Below are 18,839 nucleotides of genomic sequence, written 5' to 3'. Positions count from 1 at the left end.
GCGAACGGCCTGCCTGTCTCAGTGATGGTGACCTTCCGGCTCGACCATCTTGAACGGCAGCACCTGCTCCCGACCCTTCGCGATCAGGATCAACCTCGCCTGGAACTCATGCGGCTCGGCAGGGGCGACGGTGCTCTCAAGCCGATGATGGTTGTCAGCGGCGGGCTCGAGGCGAAGCGTCTCTGGCTCGCCGGCCCGGTCGATGATTACAGTCGCTGTCAAATCATCGGCGTGACGATCGATAGTCAGCCGCATCCGCTCGCCGGCCGGTGTATCGACGATTTCCAATGTCCCTTCAGCCAGATCGCAGACTACCTTGAAGGGCTCTGGCGCATGATGGTGAGCATGAGAGGTTTCCGCGGCCGGCTCGGCCGAGCTCATCAGGCGGACATTGGCTTCCGCCAACGCCGGCAAGTGGGCGAACAGCTCCTCCTTGAGGGCTTCGGTTACGCCCAGCACGTCCTTGGCCGTCGCTATCTCCGGAACACTGATGGCGACGTCGGCATGCAGACGATGTCCGATCCAGCGTGCCTGAACGCTTTCAACGCGCCCGATGCCCGACACGTGTTCGGCAGCATGATGGATTTCATCGACGATGGCGGGCTCGACTCCGTCGAGCATGCGGGTCAACACGGCTTTCGACGACTGCCAGACGATGGCGAAGATCGCCACGGTGATCAGCAGCCCGACGATCGGATCGGCAAGCGGAAAGCCCAGCCAGACGCCGATAGCGCCCAGGACAACCGCCAGGCTGGTAAAGCCATCGGTGCGTGCATGGTAGCCGTCCGCGATCAGCGCCGCGCTGTTGATCTCTCGCCCGACGCGGATACGAAATACGGCGACCGCTTCATTGCCGATGAAGCCGATGAGGCCGGCGATGGCGACCCATCCAAGAAACGTGATGGGACGCGGATTGATCAACCGGTCGATCGCCTCGTAGCCGGCGACGATGGCGCTAAACAGGATGATGAGAACGATGACGATCCCGGCCAGATCCTCGACCCGGCCCAGGCCGTAGGTGAACGTCTTGCTCGGTTTGCGGCGGGCCAGCACGAACGCGATCCACAGCGGAATCGCAGTGGCCGCGTCGCCGACATTGTGGATCGTGTCGGCCAGCAGCGCCACGCTGCCGGAGAGGAACACGACCACGAGCTGAAGCGCTGCCGTGATGGCCAGAACGACGAACGACCATTTGATCGCCCAGATGCCACGTGTCGTCGTGGCGATCGTCGGATCGATTACGCCATGGGTATGGCCGTGGCCGCCATCACCGTGACCATGTCCGTGCCCCCCCATGCCATGCGTCATCGGGCCAAACCCAAACCAATCGCGAACTTTGTCCATCATGGCGCTTCTCACAGGTACTTGGTGATGTCCTTGAACTCGTCGATCGAGCGGCGCTGCTCGCGCGCCAACGGCCCGACAACGTCTTCAAGGCAATGGTTGAGATGATCCTGGATCAGGGTCTTCTTGGCTTGCGAAATGGCCTTCTCGACAGCATGAAGCTGCTGGGCGAGGTCGAGGCAGGGCCGGCCCGCTTCGATCATTTCGATGACGCCCTTGAGATGTCCATCGGCCCTTTTCAGGCGCTTGACAATATCGGGATGGGTTTCGTGGATGTGGGGCTGATCGCTCATATCCAGATACTATCCTCCTGGAGGGGATACGCAAGTCTCAAAGAGGCCTCGATTCTGATGTAGCAAAACCATTCGTTAGGATTTTAGAGAATAATCGCCGTTCATGCCGAATCGGATCCACAGCACGGTTTTTTGTCTGGTCATCGCTTTAGCGATGATGTTCGGCGTGCTGCATCCTTTCGGCTATTCGACCTCACACGATCCGATCGCGATTGCCACCGCGGTTGAACGTCACGGCGGAGCCGCCGCACAGATCGAAGATCATGGCCACGCACACGATGATGGCGTTTCGGACGAACAGAGCTTTGGACATTTTCACGGGCACAATGCGGCAGACCACTCGCACGAGACGGCGAGTACGCCCGCTGACTTCGCACCGACCGTTCCGCAGCTCGAACGGGGCTGGCTGAATTATCCGCTGACTTTCGTCGATCCGGATACGACATTCCGGCTCGAGCGACCGCCGAGACCATTCCTCGCCGCATGATCGCGGCCGCTCGCGCGGCCACCCTCAACGACGAAGATTGGAAATTCAATGCAAGGACCCTTCGACCGGGGCCGGCCACGCGCGCGCCACGCGCGTCGGCGACCCGCCCTGCCCCTGCTTATCGCTCTCCTGACCCTGCCGCTGCTCGCCGGGGCAGCCTTTGCCCATGCTGTCGCTGCCGGCGACAAGGGCTACATCCAGGAAATCTCGGGCATCAACGTGCTGCCCTTCATCTATCTCGGCGCCAAGCACATGGTGACGGGATACGACCACATCCTGTTCCTGTTCGGAGTGATCTTCTTCCTCTATCGGATGAAGCATATCGGCATCTATGTCAGCCTGTTCGCGCTCGGCCACTCCACGACCATGCTGCTCGGCGTCTACTTCAATGTCGGCATCAACAGCTACATCATCGACGCCATCATCGGCCTGTCCGTGGTCTACAAGGCGCTCGACAATATGGGCGCTTTCCAGAGATGGCTCGGCTTCCAGCCGAACACCAAGGTCGCGACGCTGGTCTTCGGCTTCTTCCATGGTTTTGGCCTGTCGACGAAGATCCTCGAATACAACATCTCGCCTGACGGCCTGGTGCCGAACCTGCTGGCCTTCAATGTCGGTATCGAGATCGGTCAGCTCATGGCCCTTGGCGCCATCCTGATCGTGATGGGCTACTGGCGCCGGACACGAAGCTTCTGGCGCCACGCCTATACCGCAAACGTCATCATGATGACGGCTGGTTTCCTGCTGATCGGATATCAGCTCACCGGCCTGTTCGTCGCAGCATAAGGAACCGAAATCATGTACAACACCGACCTTCCCAGCCCCGCCGATTTGCCGACGTCAGCGCAGCTCAAGCGCTCCACCTTCATTGCCGCGCTGACGGCGCTCGCCTTGCTCATCACGGTCGTCATGCCGTCCGAGTATGCGATCGACCCGATCGGAGCAGGCAGATTGCTCGGCCTCACCAGAATGGGCGAAATCAAGACACAGCTGGCAGCCGAGGCGGCAGCGGACGAAATCGCCAGCGCGAAGGCTACGGCCGAGCGGATGACGCAAATGGTCCCTCCAGCCGAGTTGATGGCGCGCATGGACCGAATTGAAAACCTCCTAGTCGCCCTTACCGCCGAACGGCCTGCTTTGCAGCCGTCGCCAACTGGGGAGGCCGTTGCCCAAGACAATGTGACAGCTGGAGAGATCGCTCCTGCCGAGACCCTGCCAGTCAATCCGAGTACGGCCCCACAGGTCGCCGAAGCCCCAGCGGAAGCGCCGGCTCAGACCAGCGGAAGACGAGATGAAATGTCCTTCACACTGGCACCGGGTCAGGGCATAGAGGTCAAGCTAGTGATGCGGCAAGGCGCCAAGGCAAACTTCGCCTGGGCCGTGGACGGCGGCGTCGTCAATTTCGACGCCCATGGCGATGGAGGCGGACAATCTGTCAGTTATGAAAAGGGCCGTAGCGTTCCTTCCGGTGAAGGCGTGCTGGAAGCCGCCTTCGACGGGAACCACGGCTGGTTCTGGCGTAACCGCGGTGACAGCAACGTGACGCTGACCATCCAGACCGAAGGCGACTACATCGACATCAAGCGTCTGATCTAGCGCTATACAGGGTTGCCCGGCTCCACTCGGAGAGTCGGGCGTCACCTATCCGTCTGTTCCACCGACGAGCGCAGATGCGCGTCGAAGCTTTGCGCCGCGACGAAGACACGGCTGACCTCCAGGTAAACGGGTCTTGATCCACCGCTCGATCTGGTTCACGGCATTTCAGCCCGACGTGATCTGCCAAACGGCTACGCCGGCAAGCGCCAAGCCGGCAGCGCCCTCAATGGCTCGGGAAATGGCATCGAACAGGCGTGGCCGGCTATCGAAAAAATGCACCAGACGTTCACGAAATAGGATCGACAGCACCGCAACGCAAGACAGCGTCAGCGCCACGCCGGCCATCATGGTGATTGCGAAAAGAATGCCGGCGACCGGAACGCCTCTGGATATCGCAAAGGTCATCACGAAAAGCGTCAGCGGGCATGGGATCAGGCCGGCCATGACGCCGACGGCCTCGCCCTCATGCTTGTGGTGATGGCCGTGGCTCAATGCGCGCCAGAGCATCCAAATGCCGATCAGGCCAAGCAGGCCCCGACTGACGTCTTCCAGCAGCGGGGCGCGGCCAACACTGCCCAGGGCAATCGATACCAACGGCAACGAGAGCGCCGCGATCAGCACGGCAATCGTTACATGCGTGAAGGAGAGTGTCAGCGACACCAGAAGCCCACGCCGGACGCTGGCGTCCGATCCTGCCAGATAGGTGGCCAGGACAGCCTTGCTATGGCCCGGCGTCAGCGCATGCGCCGCACCGAACAGAATGCCCATGGGCAGAAAGGCCGTGAACGCCAGCCAACCGCCGCCGGCCGCAAGCAGTTTGATCTGCTCGGCCAACGCCAGGTAGATCGTGCGTTGGAACTCGACCAGCGTCTGGAACATGGCCATCGAACCGGCTCCGGGTCAGCCGCACGTCAATTCGAGGCGCGTCGCGAAAATCTTGCCGAGATCGGTCCCCGTCGGATCACTGAAGAACGCGTCTGTCAGGCTCTTCTGGTTCTGCGCGATGGCCGTGTCCGGATCTGGACGGACGACGGAACGTGAGCAGCCTTGCGGCAGACCGGCCACCGCAAGCTTGTCGTCGTCGGTAAAATCGATTGCCGTGTAGAAGGTCGGATCGTAGACACCGATACTGACTTTTCCAGCAAGGGCCAACGGGTCCTTAGGCTGCGTTTCGAACTGGACGACGAGTTGATCGTTTTCATAGCTGACGCTGAACTTCGGCGGTGGCGCCATCGTCACGTCCTTGCCGTTCAAGGTCACCATCTGAAAGTAGTTGTACTCGGCCAACGACGCATGGACGGTGAGAGCGACTTCATCGAGTTCCTTCGCATCAAGGACAAGGTCGGAATTCTTGTCGAATTCCATCAGCACAGTGCTGGAAAAGAGGTCGTCGAAACGCCAGAGATGCCGAAGCGACTTGACCGTCTTGTCTGGATCGACGGTCAGGTCCAGCTTCGCTTCGGCAAAGACATGCGGATGGGCGTTCGCTGCCGCGGTGGAAGCGAGCAACAGCGCCGCGCCGGATACCATGCCTGTCAGTTGCATTCTTCGCTCACATTTCGCTCGTCGATTCCGCATCAGGCAGGACACCTGCCATTGCAAGCAGGCCGAAATGGGACGGGCTAAAGCCCATGCCAACCTTGATCGATCAGGGCTGTGTTGCTTCATCTAAGGAGGCAGCTACCCAAGGTCGCCCTTCAGCCAATGTTTGAGCATGATCACCGCGATACCAGCAAGGATTGCCAGCACTATCATCCAGATGATCTTTTGCCGATCGCTCAATTTCCTGCTCCTGATCGATTCAGAGCATTCCTATCGCGAGTTCCTTGCAAACGCAAAAAGCCCCGCGCCCCGTGCAGATAACACCAGCTGATCTGCCCTGGTCATCAGCGATCGAGCTTGCAATGACGGTGTTCGACGTAATCCGGGACCTCCGGAACGTCAAATGGACAAGCTGCTTGCGATTTCCGGCTGTCAATATGTAGAGTTTGGAAATTTGCGTTCCGTTTCTGTCCTCGCCGATTTTTTCGGCATCGGTCCGGGCGAAGAAACGCTCCTCGAATGCCGCGCGGTCGACATCGAATAGCCTTATGGAGCAAGTTTGCACGGACTTGCCATTCAAGGTGGCTTTTGTCACCGCGATCATGGTTTGGACGGGAGGTCGTCACCGGTCGCCTCCCAACCCTGGAAGGCGTCTACGTGATCGACGGGGCAAGTGCTGCGTCGCCGGACAACGGAGTCCATCCGCGTCTCCTGGCCGCAGCGACGGTTCGTTCGAAGTCAGGTCCATGGGCAAGACAAATACCGTGAAAAGCTTCCAACGCCAGATCGAGATTATCGGCATGCACCAGCGGCGATCTCAGGCATATAGCAGCGAGCGCCGGGATAAAGAGGGGCTTCGACATCAGCACACCGCAGGGTCAACAAATGGACCCTCTGGCACGTTAGTCAAGAGGGCCATTTAGCGGGCCCAGCGGCTGCGACGAGATCGACCTCCATCCGACTGTCGGCGGCTGCGCCGTCGCCCCGTAGTATCATTCGCCAGTTATTCTCCGACGCGGTCCGCATTGAAGACCCGCGGTAGCCGTCGAACTTGTGTGTCCATCCCTCGGCCCTCGGGAGGCTTCTCCACCAGGGTGGGGATCAAAGGAGCGATGAACGCTGGCCGGCTGGTGCTGGCCACCTTGCTTGCGTCGTCAAATCGCCACCTGCCCAACCCTAGATTAGCCCGCGCATCGTCAGTTCAGCCTTCAGATAGGCATAATAGATCGGCGCGGCGACAAGACCTGGCATACCAAACCAGGCTTCCATAAAAAGCATCGCCAGAAGTAGCTCCCAGGCACGCGCATTGATCCGCGAACCGATGATCTTGGCGTTTACAAAGTATTCGAGCTTGTGAATGACGATGAGAAAGGCAAGCGAGCCGAGTGCTGCAAGGAAGGAGATGCTAAGGCTGACAACCACGATCACCGTGTTGGAGATCAGATTGCCGATGACCGGCAGAAGGCCGGCGACGAAAGTCAGCGCTATCATTGTCCTGATGAATGGCAGATCGATGCCGAAGGACGGCAGAACAGCGACGAGATAGACCGCCGTCAGAAACGTATTCAACGCCGAAATCCGGATTTGCGAGAACACGATGTTGCGAAAGGCCTTGCTCAGAATGTTGACACGATCTGCCAGCGCGACCGCCAGTGGGCCGGGCTCGCGCGATGGCGCCGCCGAGCTCACCGCGATCAAGCCGCCGATCACCATGCCGACGATAATGTGGACCACAAGGACGCCGACATCCCGCCCGACGAGTTGAAGCTGGCCGGCATGTTCGCGGAGCCACCGGGCCGCGAAGACTTCCAGTTCCTCGATGTTTGATGGAAAATAGGCCATCGCCCAGGTCGGGAGATGGACGCGCGCGGTATCGATGATCTCGGCCATCTTCTTGAGGAGCGTCACGACGTTCTCCGAACCGCCAGTCAATTGCGACATGCCGCTAAAGATAGCGGCGGCTATCAGGAGCGTGAAAATCAATGCCACCAAGGTCAGCGCAAGACTTTTCGTCACGCTGTTGGAAACGCCGATTCGATGGAGCATCGGTGCGGCGAAATGAACGAGATTGAACACGAGAAGGCCCGAAAGCAGTGCCGGAAGCAGCCCGAGTTCGAGAACGGCGACGAGCGCAATGAGCGCGAGCAGACACGACGCGAGATAGAACCCTGAGAAAGTCAGCACTTTTCACCTGCAGAAGCAGCCAAGTCCTCTCCGGGTATATTTGCTGTGATACCCGGTGATGCGCAAGCGAACACGCGTTCAACACGTGTGTAAGGCTAACCGCCTCGGAGGTCCGATGCTTGCGCGCCAGGTCGCCCGCTTTTGCCCCGCCTCATGCTCACGCAGGACCGCGATGATCAGCTCTTCCGTAAACCGCTTTCTTTTCATCAGTCCGCCCTTCAATCGAGCCGGACTCTAATCTCAGGTGGAGGAAATTGCCCGTGGCAGGTCAGCCGCTCGAGAATGTTCATGCCGGTTGGCAAGAATGATCCTCTTGGTGGTGAACGCCGAAGTTCATTCCGCCGCGAAGACCATCAGATCCTCGAACCGGAACTCGACATGGTATTGGCCGGACGGAAGGGCGTCCCGGGAATAGCTCCGGATGGTCAGGTCATTGCTTTCGAAAATGACTTCATGCCGATCGCCAAGGAAAAGGCTCTCGACGCAGGTCATGGCGATACGTCCAGGCCGTCCTCCCCGGACCACGTCACCCGCTCAAGCCGGACGAGTGCGGTGACTTTGGGGCCGACGGTCAGCTCCTGCTGGGCGCTGCCCACAAGATGGATGCCGTTGGCGACAATTTCCGCACGGTTGCCGTTGATGGCGGTACCACGCCGTCAAGGCGATTGCTGGCACCCATGAACTCTGCTGCAAACAGGCTCTTCGGCTTGTTGTAGATTTGCTTGGGTGTTCCGTCCTGTTCGATCTGGCCGCCGTTGAGCAGCAGGATGCGGTCGGCGAGCGCCATCGCTTCCTCCTGATCATGGGTGACGCACAGCGCCGATAGCCCGAGATTGGTGATGAGGCGGCGCAGCCAGATCTTCGCATAACTTGGCGTCCAGATTTGACAGCGGCTCATCGAGCAGAATCACGTTCGGCTCATAGACCAGCGCGCGGGCCAGCGCCACGCGCTGCTGCTGTCCGCCGGAGAGCTGCGGATAGCGTTCGCCCAGGCTTCAGCCCTGTTACCGTCAGCAGTTCAAGCCCAATCATTTGAGCTTTATCGACGGGCTGCGTGATGGCGTCTGCCTTCATGTGATCTGCGCATCCACGCCAAGAATGGGGCGCGTCGGTACATGACCCGCGCTGCAAGCTCACTTTGCCGCATTCAACGTATTCGACCGCACCGTGATCAGTCGCTAGTAGATGCACTACCATCGCCATCAGGGGATTATGCTTCTGGCGATCGTGATGCTGATAGTGATTGCGCAATGCCATCATTTGCGTTTCAGAGAAGTATCCAATTGCGTCATTAAGAGGATATCATGCCGACAGGCGATGGCAGTTTGAGCGACATTCTTGGAATCTTGTCGGTTCTCCTACTCGTGGCCGCAAACGGCTTCTTTGTCGCCGCCGAGTTTTCCCTGGTCGCCGTGCGCCGAAGCCGAGTTGCCGAACTCGCTGCGGCTGGGCGGCTGAACGCGGCAGCGCTCCAGCGGGCCGTAGACAATCTCGATGCCAATCTGGCGGCGACCCAGCTCGGCATCACCATTTCATCGCTGGCACTCGGCTGGATCGGCGAACCTGCTCTCGCGCATCTCGTCGAGCCTCTCTTGATCGGGCTGCTCGGGTCGTTGGCGAGTGCGGGCTCACACACTGTCGCCGTCGCGATCGCTTTCATCATGATCACCGCGCTTCACATCGTGCTTGGCGAGCTCGCACCAAAGAGTCTGGCGCTCCAGCGCAGCGAAGACACTGCGCTCTGGGTCGTGCGTCCGCTCGGTCTGTTCCTCTTTCTGCTCAGGCCGGCGATTCTAATGCTGAATGGTCTCGGCAACCTCGTTCTGCGACTCTGCGGCCTGCGCCCGGGAACCGGTGAGGATTCATTGCACTCGCCAGACGAGCTGAAGCTTCTGATCTCGGCCAGTCAGGAAGGCGGGCTGTTGCAGCAGGCGCAGCGGGAGATGGTCGAGCGGGTCTTCAATATCGGCGAGCGCCGCATCAGTGACATCATGACGCCTCGGCCGGATATCGACTGGATCGACGTGAATGATAACCGAACCGAGATTCTTCGTACGATCCGCGATTGCCGCCATGAGCAGCTCCTTGTTGGCAAGGGCGGTATCGATGAACTGCTCGGCATGGTTCTGAAGAAGGACATGCTCGACCAGGTTCTTGACGGGCAGGTTCTCGATCCGATGGCGATCATCCGTGAGCCGCTCGTCGTTCATGAGTCAACGCCGATTTTCAAAGTGCTGGAGCAGTTCAGGAAGGCGCCCGTCCGCATAGCAATGGTCCTCGACGAGTACGGAAGTCTGGAAGGAATTGTTACCCAGACCGATTTGCTCGAAGCCATCGCCGGCGACCTGCCCAACATCGAAGGCGAAGAGCCGGATGTCGTCGAGCGTGAAGACGGCTCCCTTCTCGTGGATGGTATGATGTCGGCCCAGGACGCGTTCGATCGCCTTGGTTTTCGAGCACGGCCAACTGAAGGCGACTTCCATACGATCGCAGGATTTGCCCTGTTTCGACTAGGGCATCTGCCTGAGGTCGGGGAACATTTTGAGTATGGCGGCTGGCACTTCAAGATCGTGGACATGGATGGCCGGCGGATCGACAAACTGCTCGCACGAAGGAACTCTCCCACGGGGCGGCAAGAAACATCGGAGGTAGATGGGCTCAGAACATAGGCCAATGAATAGGCCACCATGGCTCGTCGAGGTCGCCAGTGCCCGCGAACCAACTGTATCCAACGTGACTGACAGTGATGCACAATCATCCGGTCGACAAAAGGCGAAAGCACCCGCACCACCGCCATGGCGTTGCCGGTCGTCTCGACCCGATCGAGCGCCTCAGCGTTGAGATCAAGCGGCGCACCGAGGTCATCGGCATCTTCCCAAACGATGACGCCATCGTCCGTCTGGTTGGCGCGATCCTGCTCGAGCAGAACGATGAATGAGCCGTGCAGCGGGCGAGATCCATTACGCTGGAAACCATCAGCCAAATGAGCGATGATCCGCTCATCAGCCTGCTGTGGCGCGCTGATCATTCCCGGCCCATGCCGGAAGCTGCGGCGACCAAGCCGTCAACTACACCACTCGCTGGGACACGATCCTGATGCGCTCACGCTTCAAGCCAAGACCGCAATCCAGATAGCGAGCCAATCATGAAATCCGAGACAGCAGCCACCGAAAGCGTTGAGCCGGCGCCTAAGGCTGTTCCATCGGGCTGGCGAGTGTTGATGACACGCGAACGTTGGACCGAAGTCGCTCGCATTATATTTACCGGCCTGATGGCCTTTCTGTACTGGCAACAGCTGATTCCCATTCAAGCTTTGTGGGGGGCGGTTGCCATCGGTTTGTATCCGCTTGTCAAGACCGGCGCCGTTGACCTCGTAAAAGAGCGCAAGATCGGTACCGAGATATTCGTCACCATCGCTACGGTGGTAGCGCTGATCGGAGGCGAGACCGTCGCCGGCGCGGTCCTCATGGTGATCATTCTGATCGCAGAGTTCATTGCCGATTTGAATATGGATCGTGCGCGAGCCTCAATCAAAGACCTGATCGGCTCGGTGCCCCAAGTTGCGCTTGTGCGGGACGCAGGTGGCGAACGCATGGTCACGATCGAGAATTTGCGCGCGGGCGACGTTGTCTTGGTGCGGGCCGGCGAGAAGATCCCGGTCGATGGCACCGTCGTCGGTGGAGCGGCTTCGGTCAACGAAGCATCGATCACTGGAGAGAGCATTCCCAAGGACAAGAGCGATGGCGCCGATGTCTTTGCCGGAACCACCGTCGAATCCGGCGCCCTCGACATCGAGACCGAGAAGGTTGGTGCCGACACCACCTTTGCCCGCATCATCAGTCTGGTCGAGAATGCCGAAGCGGAACAGGCACCCGTCCAGAAACTGGCGGATAAGGTCGCGTCATGGCTGATCCCGGTCGTGCTGATCTTCCTCGTTGCGGTTTATCTTTATACCCGCGACGTTCGGATGATCGTCACTCTGCTGATTTTCACATCGCCTGCCGAACTCGGATTGGCGACTCCTCTGGTGATTATCGCAGCCATTGCGCGAGCCGCACGCAGTGGAATTCTGGTCAAGGGGGGCGTCTATCTGGAGTCTTTGGCCAAGGTCGACGTCCTGGTGTTCGACAAGACAGGCACCCTGACGGCGAACAAGCCCGAGGTTGTCGGCGTGGAGATGCAGGACGGCACGCTTTCGGAAGCTGATCTGCTCAGCCTTGCCGCCGCCGCCGATCGGCGCTCCGCTCACCCCTTGGCGAAAGCGGTCGTCAACTATGCCGCCCGGATGAAAATCGATGTCCCGGAACCGGAGCAGTACGAGCAGTTGCAGGCGCGCGGTGTGAAGGCGACGGTCTCCGGACGCACCGTGCTGGTCGGGAATGCATCGTTGCTGCGCGAGGCCGGCGTGCCGCTTTCCGATGCGACCGAAAAGGGCGGACAGACGCCGGTCACGTCGCGGTCGATGGGAAATTCGCGGGCGTAATTCTGATTGCCGACACATTGCGACCAGGTGCGCGCGAAGCGCTGGCAAAGCTCCGTGCGACCGGGGTCAAGCGCATGGTGATGGTGACGGGTGACAATGAGGCCACAGCGCGGACCATCGCCAAGGAACTCGGCGTGGATGAAGTGCGTGCCAATCTGATGCCGCAGGACAAGGTCGCCGCCATCGCCGAACTGCAAAAGCAGGGCCATCGCGTGGCGATGGTCGGCGACGGGATCAACGACGCGCCGGCGCTGGCACGCGCCGATGTCGGCATTGCGATGGGCGGCGGCGGCACGCAGGCGGCACTGGAAGCCGCCGACATTGCATTGATGAAGGATGATCTGGCAAAAATTGTCAGCGCGCGCGCAATTGCTCGACGTGCTTACCGGACAATTCAGAAAAATATTTTTGTCGGTGTCGGTGTTGTGCACGTTTTGGGCATTACCGCAGCGCTGATGGGCTGGATCGGTCCTATCCAGGCAGCGATTTTGCACTTGGGGCCAGATGTCCTGGTGTTCCTGAATTCGGCAAAACTGCTGCGCGTTCGAATCCAAGATGTTTAGCGCATCTCTTTGGAGCCTAGGCTAAGCTAAGGCGCTTGCAGTTCTTTGGACGACAAACGCGTCCAATTCGCATCGTCCAGAAACCGGGCAACCGCAACCAGAGTACGCTTACTGCTGTGGCGCTGGTGGCGGTGTGCCCCCAAACCACCCAGCCGCATACCCGATCACAAACAGCACCACGATCACGGCTGCCACACCGTACCAGAGGCGCCTGTCCGTGAAATTCATCGTTACCTCCAAATATCGCGCTGCGCCTGACGACCCAGCGATTCTTCGATCCTTTGGTCGTCGTTTTCGTGACGAGCGACTCATCTGATCCCCTGACAGAGTAGGCCAAGTATGGCTTCCAGAGAAGCGCGTAGGCCTGTCTGCGGTGTCAAAGCCGCCGGCTGCAAGCGGCTCGCGGAGGAGCGAGCATCTGGAGGACGCTGGGATCGACCCGAGCTCCATCGGCTTCTTGGCAAGCTCGAAGAAGGCGATATCGTGGCTGTCCGGAAACTAGACCGACTGATGCGGTCACTCAAGGACCTGCTCCTTATCCTTGAGAAGATCGAGGCCGCCGTCGCCGGGTTCTGCTCACTGACCGAGGCAATCGGCACGACCACGACGGCAGGCCGCATGATGATGCGGATGCTCGGTTCCTTCGCCGAATTCGAGCGAACCATCGTACGGGAAGGCACCATGGCGGGGCTTCAAGCGGCCAGGAGCGCGGGCGAAAAGGTGGGATAGTGTCCTGAAGGTTCTGCAAAAAGTTTTGGAGAGAGAACGGCGCTTGCTCTGAAGGGCGAGCGGCCATGGCACGGTGGTGACGTTGCAATCACCGATTCCCGTGGAAGGGGAAGTGCCATGACCAATCGAGAAGTTAAACTGAGCAGGGGCGAGTTGAAAGCGTTGCTGCTGTCGGATGAGGACGGCTTTCGCCAGGTATTGCAGACTGTCGTGCAGGAGGCTCTGGAAGCCGAGATGACGGAGGCGATCGGGGCCGAGAAAGGCGAGCGGACGGCGGAGCGGGTGAGTTACCGGTCCGGGTATTACGAGCGCAAGCTGGGTGACGCGGGTTGGGGTGCTGGAACTTCGCGTTCCGCAGGATCGGACGGGCCGGTTCTCGACGGAGTTGTTTGAGCGCTATCAGCGTTCGGAGAAGGCCTTGGTGTCGGCGCTGGTCGAGATGTACGTACAAGGCGTTTCGACCCGCAAGGTGAAGGCGGTGACGGAGGAATTGTGCGGCCACTCTTTCTCGGCCTCGACGGTGAGCGAGGCGACGATGCGGCTGGATGAGGCGCTCAAGGCGTTCTTCACGCAGCGGCTCGAGGAAAGCTATCCGTATCTCATCTTGGACGCGCGCTATGAACGGGCTCGCGAGGCGGGCGTGATCGCCAGCCAGGCGGTGCTGGTGGCGATCGGCGTGGATTGGGAGGGCCGGCGCCAGGTCCTGGGCGTGGAGCTGGCCAACCGGGAGAGCCATTCGAGCTGGCGCGAGTTCGTGACGGGGCTCAAGAATCGCGGGCTCGCCGGCGTCGAGTTCGTCGTCTCCGACGACCATCCGGGGCTCAGGGCGGCAATCCGCGAAGTGCTGCCCGAAGCGGTCTGGCAGCGCTGCTACGTGCACTTCCTCAGAAACGCGCTCGACTACGTGCCGCGCAAGGTCGACGACGATTGCCTGATGGAGCTCAGATGGTTCTACGACCGGCGCGACCTTGCCGAGGTCAAACGCGACCTGGCGCAGTGGATCGCCAAATGGCAGGCCAAATACCCGAAGCTGGTCAACTGGGTGGAAGACAACATCGAGGAGACGCTGAGCTTCTATCGGCTGCCGCTTGCCCACCACAAGCACATGAAGTGACGAACATGCTGGAGCGGCTGAACCAGGAGATCAAGCGGCGCACCCTGGTCGTTCGCATCTTCCCCAACCCGCGGAGCTGCCTGCGGCTGGTTCGGGCATTGGCGGTCGAGATCCACGAGAACTGGCTCGAGGCGACCCGCTATCTCAACATGGATCATCTGCGCGAGCACAAGAAGGAGAGCCTGAGAGCATTGGCCGCCTGAGCACCGCCGTGTGTCCGCCGCTCCGCTAAACACGGGGGCTGCGCGGCGGACACGCCGACGTCACAGCTACTGCCACGCCATTTTTGCAGAACTTGACGCACACAACTAAAGGTGGTCGTCGCCCAAAACTCACGTCCGATCAGCGCTCCGAAATCATCGGCATGCTGAATGATGGTCCACCCGCCGCCGAGATCGCATCTTCCGAGTTCATAGGGCCACTGTGAGACGTATCGGCGCTCAGACGAAAATAAATGTTCGCTGATTGTGGGTCCAATTGGCCGCTTTCGCAGCGACGTACGCACCGGCCCTCCTCGGAGGCGTACCCCCGGCCTGCAGTTATTGGTATTGTACCAGCTGCCTACGTGGTTGGTTCGGCGGAACACATCCTGGAGCAAAAGAATTCGAACCGAACTAGCCAAAGCGGTCATTCGATTCGTCCGATCGGATGACTGCTACTGGCGCACGTGGTCGGTTGGTGCGTTCAGACATCAGATTGCCTGATGAGGCTCGGGAAGGTCCGGCCGGGGTGGAAAACCGCCGTTCAGCGCCCTATGCGAGCACGAAATTCGGCAGTCGAATTGGTGCGTGGAAACGGTTCGGAAGGCAACTGTACACCGAGAAAGGCACAAAGCGGCTCCCACCCTTCGGAGGCCTGATAAGTAAGAAGGCGTTCAGGTGGCAGCGTTGATTTCACGGAAGCGTTATGTGCTTCATAGACAGCGATTGCGTGATCACGGTTATCAAATCGACCGCCAAAGACAGTGTTTCCAACCACCGCCACACCAAAGGACTGTGGATCATTGGTAGCAGCATCCATCGTGAGCCCTATTGTTTGCGCCATGCTGTCATACCAGGCTTCCGGGTCACGAACTGTCAGGATAACCTTTGCATCAGAGTAGTGGTCACTCACTTCGCGCCAAAAATGCGCCGTTGGCCAATCGACCGCGGAAAGATAGCCGGCATATGCCGCATCCCAGGTCGGGAGTTGTCCCTGGCCGGCGGCGCGCCACAGCGCCTTCTGCTCGGGATTGGCGTGGAAATCTGCCATGTGATGACACGGCCCGAACCCAAGATGCTCCAACGCGAGCTTCAGCGAATATGTGCCAGTGCGACCCATGCCTGCGCCAATGACATATAGAGCCATGAGCACCCCCAAGGAGATTTCAATCGGTCAAAATACCGCTGTTTTCTTAATTCGCTATTATCTTTGAAGGTTCAGCTCCGAATCGCCTCAAGCCGTAGCGCGCGAAGGTCAGTATTGGAGAAGCGCCGGGAATGGTGGCTCCTGGCGCCGCTGTGGCGAAAGACGCGTGCATCGACACCACTATCCGCTGACGCAGCGCTTGCTCCGGTCGATGACGTGGACGCCTTTCAGGGATGGGAGACAACCGACGGCGAGTTTCCGCCGGGAACGTGATCGCGGTGACCAAAGCCATCTTGAACGGCAAGGCCGTGCAGACCTGCTCCATCAGGCTGCTCGACGTCGACCGCGCGACATTCGAGCAGCGTGGACACAAGCTGGCAAGGCAAGGGGTTAGGCGCCGCGCTGTTGCAAGACGCCGTTCTGCGCACCGCGTTACGCCGCGACGATCCTCGGGATTCGCGGCCTTCTTGTTCGTGCCATATCGGACGAAGCGAAAGCCTTCTACGAGCACTACGGCTTTGCGGCTTTCCCGAAAATCCGATGACCCTTGTGCTCTCGCTAAGGCGCGTCGAAAGAGCGGGCCGAAACGTCTTGTTGTGCACAAGTTGGTAATCGCCTCGTAATCAAGCAGCCGGAAAAAGCTTCCAGCGCCGCGGCCTGAAAGCCACCCGGCTTTTCTGCGCCGCCGGATGGTCGACTGGCAACTCGATCTCGACCCGCTGGCGTTCGCCGCCGATTTCGAGCTCGACCCGCCTGGTGCCGGCGACGCGGCGGCTGGCGACAACCGTGCCGGCGATGCAGCCGTTGCATTCTTCCACCAGATCGACGTCGTGCGGGCGGAAGAACAGCGTCGCTTCACCTTGCGGTGCGTGCGGCGCGGAAAGCCCGATCGGCCGGTCGGCGATCCAGACCTGGCCGTCCTCGACCTTGACCGGGATCGAGCTCGATTCGCCGATGAACCCATAGACGAAGGGCGAGTTCGGCGTGTCGTAGATCTCGTCGGCGGTGCCAACCTGCTCGATGCGGCCCTGGCTCATCACCACGACGCGGTCGGCAAGCTCCAGCGCCTCTTCCTGATCATGGGTGACGAAGACCGTAGTATGGCCGGTGGCGTCGTGGATGTCGCGCAGCCAGCGGCGCAGTTCGCGGCGCACCTGGGCATCGAGCGCGCCGAACGGCTCGTCGAGCAAAAGCACGGCCGGTTCGATCGCCATGGCGCGGGCCAGCGCCACGCGCTGGCGCTGGCCGCCCGAAAGCTGCGCCGGATAGCGTTTTTCCAGACCGGAAAGCTGAACGAGGTTGAGGAGTTCCGAGGCGCGGCGGCGGATTTCCTTCGCCGACGGGCGTGACGGCCCGTGCCGGACCTTGAGTCCGAAGCCGATATTGTCGGCGACCGTCATATGGCGAAACAGCGCGTAGTGCTGGAAGACGAAGCCGACATTGCGCTCCTGAATCGACTTTTGGGAGGCATCCTCTTCGCCGAAGAAGATCTTTCCGCGGGTCGGCCGCTCCAAGCCGGCAATCAGCCTGAGCAGCGTCGTCTTGCCGGAACCGGAAGGTCCGAGCAACGCGATCAACTCGCCGGACTTGATGTCGAGCGAGATGTCGTGAAGCGCCGGAAACCGCTCAAACTCCTTGCGCACGTTGACAACGCGAACTTCCATCAACCGTCTCTTTTTGTCGATGCATGTCGTTGTCCCAAAACCGCTACGCACTTTTGGGCGACATGCATTTGTCAGTGTCCGCGCGTCGCGGCGATCTCGGCGCCGTAGCGCATCTCGAGAAGTGTTTTCAAGACCAGCGTGACGAGCGCCAGGCCGGCAAGCAGCGAAGCGACGGCAAAGGCGGCGGCGGCATTGTACTCGTTATAAAGGATTTCAACATGCAGCGGCATGGTGTTGGTTAGCCCGCGTATGTGGCCCGACACGACCGAGACCGCGCCGAACTCGCCCATGGCACGGGCAAACAGCAACACGCCGTAGAGCAATCCCCATTTGACGTTGGGCAACGTCACGTACCAGAACGCCTGCCAGCCATTGGCCCCGAGCGACAGGGCTGCTTCTTCGTCGCCATTGCCTTGTTCCTGCATCAGCGGGATCAATTCGCGGGCGACGAAGGGGAAGGTGACGAAGATCGTGGCCAGCACGATGCCCGGCACGGCAAACAGGATGACGATGCCATGCGCCTTGAGCCAGGCGCCGAGCAGGCCTTGTGCGCCGAACAGAAGTACGTAGACCAGGCCGGAAATGACCGGGGAGACCGAAAACGGCAGGTCGATCAGTGTGGTCAGGAACGCCTCGCCCTTGAACTCGAACTTGGCGATCGCCCAGGCGGCGGAAATACCGAAGACGGGGAACTCGAGAGTTAGCCCTAAACGCAAACGTATCTCCCGATACCATCGCGCGGTTGGAAAGAGGCGAACAGCTAAAGAATTCAACCCTCGCCGAAATTCGTGCAGTCTTCGAAGCGGCCGGGATCGAATTCATTCCAGAGAACGGTGGCGGCGCTGGTGTTCGCTTGTCACAGCGTTCCGCTGGCGCATGACAATCGGCTTTTTTGAGCCGCCGCACATGTGCGGCTAGCGGCCCAAATGGGCGCTTCAGCGCCAACAGGCGAACCAACACGTACGTCCGCAATGGGCCTGATCCCGGACCTTCGCACCGAACTCTCACATGTCCGCTCGCGTGCTGGGTACCCTAGCAGCGGACGGTCTGCTCGGCCCCATTTCTGCCGCCTCGGACCGCGTGGGTAATGGGAGAAATACGGCCCGATTCCATTCATCCGCTCCCGGCTGTCGCAAAAGTTATATAGCGCAAACGATGACATAGGGGTTCTCAGTTTCATCCTGTCGGGCGCAGCATTGCCGCAGTTCGCTTGCCGACAACTATTCCTGCTGGAATTGACAGGGCCAATCTTCAGGCCTCGTCAAGCCAGAAGGCAACTCGGTCCGGGCGTCTCCGCAAGCCATGTTGAGCTGCCACTGGGACAGACCCACCGAATTGGAAAGGTCGACGCCCTCGATACGGGTCAGAAAGAAAAAGGCGCGGTCAAAGTCTATCGGCGCGGTGAACGTCGCTCCTCGGAAGTCCGCCCGTGCGAGATTGGCAAACGAGAAGCGGCTGCCGCTGATATCGGCGTCATGGAACTGCGCACGCCC

The 18,839-nt window shown here is 60.0% G+C and carries 16 protein-coding genes and 7 pseudogenes; 11 read left to right on the top strand and 12 right to left on the bottom strand.

Annotated elements, in window-relative coordinates; translation table 11 throughout:
* Positions 1 to 18 precede the first annotated feature (18 nt).
* The gene (locus NKJ35_RS16985; RefSeq protein WP_352648636.1) at positions 19 to 1,347 is read right to left on the bottom strand and encodes a cation diffusion facilitator family transporter; all 1,329 of its coding nucleotides are present in this window, start codon (positions 1,345 to 1,347) and stop codon (positions 19 to 21) included.
* Positions 1,348 to 1,355: 8 nt separating this feature from the next.
* Positions 1,356 to 1,637 carry a metal-sensing transcriptional repressor gene (locus NKJ35_RS16980; RefSeq protein ID WP_352570671.1) on the bottom strand — a complete coding sequence of 94 codons (282 nt, stop codon included), beginning with the start codon at positions 1,635 to 1,637 and terminating at the stop codon, positions 1,356 to 1,358.
* 103 nt (positions 1,638 to 1,740) lie between these two features.
* Here NKJ35_RS16980 and NKJ35_RS16975 point away from each other — a divergent pair, with 103 nt between their 5' ends.
* Genes NKJ35_RS16975 through NKJ35_RS16965 form a run of 3 tightly spaced genes read left to right on the top strand, consistent with a single transcriptional unit; the run spans position 1,741 to position 3,720 of the window.
* Positions 1,741 to 2,124 carry a hypothetical protein gene (locus NKJ35_RS16975; protein WP_352648634.1) on the top strand — a complete coding sequence of 128 codons (384 nt, stop codon included), beginning with the start codon at positions 1,741 to 1,743 and terminating at the stop codon, positions 2,122 to 2,124.
* A gap of 48 nt (positions 2,125 to 2,172) precedes the next feature.
* A complete protein-coding gene (locus NKJ35_RS16970) occupies positions 2,173 to 2,910 on the top strand; it encodes a HupE/UreJ family protein (protein ID WP_352648632.1) in 738 nt (245 codons plus the stop codon).
* Positions 2,911 to 2,922: 12 nt separating this feature from the next.
* Positions 2,923 to 3,720 (top strand): hypothetical protein, encoded by a 798-nt coding sequence (locus NKJ35_RS16965; protein WP_352648630.1) that lies wholly within the window; start codon positions 2,923 to 2,925, stop codon positions 3,718 to 3,720.
* 165 nt (positions 3,721 to 3,885) lie between these two features.
* Here the strand turns inward: NKJ35_RS16965 and NKJ35_RS16960 are convergent, their stop codons facing one another.
* Together NKJ35_RS16960 and NKJ35_RS16955 are read right to left on the bottom strand one after the other, a co-directional pair.
* A complete protein-coding gene (locus tag NKJ35_RS16960) occupies positions 3,886 to 4,599 on the bottom strand; it encodes a HoxN/HupN/NixA family nickel/cobalt transporter (protein ID WP_352452073.1) in 714 nt (237 codons plus the stop codon).
* Positions 4,600 to 4,620: 21 nt separating this feature from the next.
* Positions 4,621 to 5,250, bottom strand: a complete 630-nt coding sequence (locus NKJ35_RS16955; RefSeq protein ID WP_352648852.1) for a DUF1007 family protein — start codon at positions 5,248 to 5,250, stop codon at positions 4,621 to 4,623.
* A gap of 415 nt (positions 5,251 to 5,665) precedes the next feature.
* Between NKJ35_RS16955 and NKJ35_RS16950 the strand changes: the two genes are divergently transcribed.
* Positions 5,666 to 5,806 (top strand): hypothetical protein, encoded by a 141-nt coding sequence (locus NKJ35_RS16950; protein WP_352648628.1) that lies wholly within the window; start codon positions 5,666 to 5,668, stop codon positions 5,804 to 5,806.
* A 632-nt stretch (positions 5,807 to 6,438) separates the two neighbouring features.
* Here the strand turns inward: NKJ35_RS16950 and NKJ35_RS16945 are convergent.
* The 4 genes and pseudogenes from NKJ35_RS16945 to NKJ35_RS16930 form a co-directional block, all read right to left on the bottom strand.
* Positions 6,439 to 7,446 (bottom strand): AI-2E family transporter, encoded by a 1,008-nt coding sequence (locus NKJ35_RS16945; protein WP_352648626.1) that lies wholly within the window; start codon positions 7,444 to 7,446, stop codon positions 6,439 to 6,441.
* Positions 7,447 to 7,546: 100 nt separating this feature from the next.
* Positions 7,547 to 7,653: pseudogene (locus NKJ35_RS16940) on the bottom strand (transposase); the annotation flags it as partial.
* Positions 7,654 to 7,779: 126 nt separating this feature from the next.
* Entirely contained in the window at positions 7,780 to 7,938 is a 159-nt protein-coding gene (locus NKJ35_RS16935) for a hypothetical protein (protein ID WP_352648624.1), read from the bottom strand.
* 79 nt (positions 7,939 to 8,017) lie between these two features.
* Complete coding sequence (locus NKJ35_RS16930; RefSeq protein ID WP_352648863.1) at positions 8,018 to 8,344, bottom strand: ATP-binding cassette domain-containing protein; 327 nt, start codon at positions 8,342 to 8,344, stop codon at positions 8,018 to 8,020.
* A gap of 406 nt (positions 8,345 to 8,750) precedes the next feature.
* On the opposite strand from NKJ35_RS16930, the gene NKJ35_RS16925 reads away from it, so the two are divergent.
* The 5 genes and pseudogenes from NKJ35_RS16925 (at position 8,751) to NKJ35_RS16905 (ending at position 14,538) form a co-directional block, all read left to right on the top strand.
* Positions 8,751 to 10,115, top strand: coding sequence for a hemolysin family protein (locus tag NKJ35_RS16925; protein WP_352648622.1), 1,365 nt, complete (start codon positions 8,751 to 8,753; stop codon positions 10,113 to 10,115).
* Positions 10,116 to 10,261: 146 nt separating this feature from the next.
* A pseudogene (locus tag NKJ35_RS16920) lies at positions 10,262 to 10,543 on the top strand (transposase); the annotation flags it as partial.
* 48 nt (positions 10,544 to 10,591) lie between these two features.
* Positions 10,592 to 12,382 (top strand): annotated as a pseudogene (locus tag NKJ35_RS16915) (HAD-IC family P-type ATPase); the annotation flags it as partial.
* A 449-nt stretch (positions 12,383 to 12,831) separates the two neighbouring features.
* Entirely contained in the window at positions 12,832 to 13,221 is a 390-nt protein-coding gene (locus tag NKJ35_RS16910; RefSeq protein WP_502904643.1) for a recombinase family protein, read from the top strand.
* Positions 13,222 to 13,338: 117 nt separating this feature from the next.
* Positions 13,339 to 14,538: pseudogene (locus tag NKJ35_RS16905) on the top strand (IS256 family transposase).
* Between the two features lie 541 nt (positions 14,539 to 15,079).
* Here NKJ35_RS16905 and NKJ35_RS16900 read toward each other — a convergent pair.
* Positions 15,080 to 15,682: a sulfotransferase family protein gene (locus tag NKJ35_RS16900; RefSeq protein ID WP_352648620.1), complete on the bottom strand. Its 603-nt coding sequence runs from the start codon at positions 15,680 to 15,682 to the stop codon at positions 15,080 to 15,082.
* A 360-nt stretch (positions 15,683 to 16,042) separates the two neighbouring features.
* On the opposite strand from NKJ35_RS16900, the pseudogene NKJ35_RS16895 reads away from it, so the two are divergent.
* Positions 16,043 to 16,294 (top strand): annotated as a pseudogene (locus NKJ35_RS16895) (GNAT family N-acetyltransferase); the annotation flags it as partial.
* A gap of 11 nt (positions 16,295 to 16,305) precedes the next feature.
* Here the strand turns inward: NKJ35_RS16895 and NKJ35_RS16890 are convergent.
* On the bottom strand, positions 16,306 to 17,346 hold the full coding sequence (locus tag NKJ35_RS16890; RefSeq protein WP_352648618.1) for a sulfate/molybdate ABC transporter ATP-binding protein: 1,041 nt from the start codon (positions 17,344 to 17,346) through the stop codon (positions 16,306 to 16,308).
* 71 nt (positions 17,347 to 17,417) lie between these two features.
* Positions 17,418 to 18,032: pseudogene (locus NKJ35_RS16885) on the bottom strand (sulfate ABC transporter permease); the annotation flags it as partial.
* Positions 18,033 to 18,034: 2 nt separating this feature from the next.
* Here NKJ35_RS16885 and NKJ35_RS16880 point away from each other — a divergent pair.
* Positions 18,035 to 18,226: pseudogene (locus NKJ35_RS16880) on the top strand (transcriptional regulator); the annotation flags it as partial.
* A 340-nt stretch (positions 18,227 to 18,566) separates the two neighbouring features.
* On the opposite strand, the gene NKJ35_RS16875 reads toward NKJ35_RS16880, so the two are convergent.
* Positions 18,567 to 18,839: pentapeptide repeat-containing protein (locus tag NKJ35_RS16875; protein ID WP_352648616.1), on the bottom strand; the 273-nt coding region annotated here is incomplete at its 5' end.

The organism is Mesorhizobium sp. M0136, from assembly GCF_040322515.1.
Classification (GTDB): Bacteria; Pseudomonadota; Alphaproteobacteria; order Rhizobiales; family Rhizobiaceae; genus Mesorhizobium.
The sequence above is the reverse complement of the archived record's forward strand: the minus strand, read 5'-3'. Positions and strand labels throughout refer to the sequence as shown.